The organism is Bradyrhizobium frederickii (assembly GCF_004570865.1).
Lineage (GTDB): Bacteria > Pseudomonadota > Alphaproteobacteria > Rhizobiales > Xanthobacteraceae > Bradyrhizobium > Bradyrhizobium frederickii.
Genome location: NZ_SPQS01000130.1, coordinates 1 through 861, shown reverse-complemented (window position 1 = coordinate 861; position 861 = coordinate 1). Strand labels below are relative to the sequence as shown.

The following is an 861-nucleotide window of genomic DNA, read 5'->3' as shown; positions in this document are numbered from 1 at the left end:
GGCGTGTGATCAAGAGCGCGGGGCGGCTGCACGATCTCCACCACCTGCTCGAACGGCAGGTCCTGATGCTCCTGCGCAGCCAGCACCGTGCGCCGCGTCCGCTCCAGAAACTCCGACACGCTTGGCTCGCCCGACAGATCCAGCCGAAGCGCCAGGGTGTTGACGAAGAAGCCGATTAGCTCTTCGATCTCCCGGTGCCCCCGATTGGCGCTGGGCACGCCAATCACAAGATCGTCCTGCCCCGACAGACGCGACAGCACCGCCGCCCAGGCCGCCAGCACGATCATGAACAACGTCGTGCCATGCTGCAGGCTCAGCCGCTTCAGCTCCCGCGTCAGATCCGCATCGATGACGATCGGGACCGTGGCCGCGGCAAACGACTGCTGGCCAGGCCGCGCGCGGTCCGTCGGCAAGACAAGACGGGTCGTGCCTGCCAGGGCGCTGCGCCAATATTGCGCCTGCTTCTGCAGCCGTTCGCCCGACAGCCATTGGCGTTGCCAGGCGGCGTAATCCGGATATTGGATCGCAAGCGGCGGCAGGGGATCGTCCTGCCCAGCCTCGAATGCTCGGTAAAGCTGGCTAAGTTCACGCAGCAGCACGCCCATCGACCAGCCGTCCGAGACGATGTGATGCTGGGTCAGCAGGAAGACGTGTTCCTCGTCCGACATCCGCACCAGATGCCCGCGGATCAGTGGGCCGCGCGCAAGATCGAATGGCGTGCGCCCCTCTTCATGGCACAGATCCAAAAGTGCCGCTTCCGCATCCGATCTCTCCCGCAGATCATGCTCAAGTATCGGCAATCCCGCATCCGGCGGCAGAACCTCAACCCGGGGCTTACCTTGCGTTGCGACAAAGACACTG

At 64.6% G+C, this 861-nt stretch carries 1 protein-coding gene; it reads right to left on the bottom strand.

Annotation, left to right across the window (positions count from 1 at the left end; genetic code table 11):
* On the bottom strand, positions 1-861 hold an 861-nt coding region (locus E4K64_RS40010; RefSeq protein WP_235884979.1), incomplete at both ends, for a condensation domain-containing protein.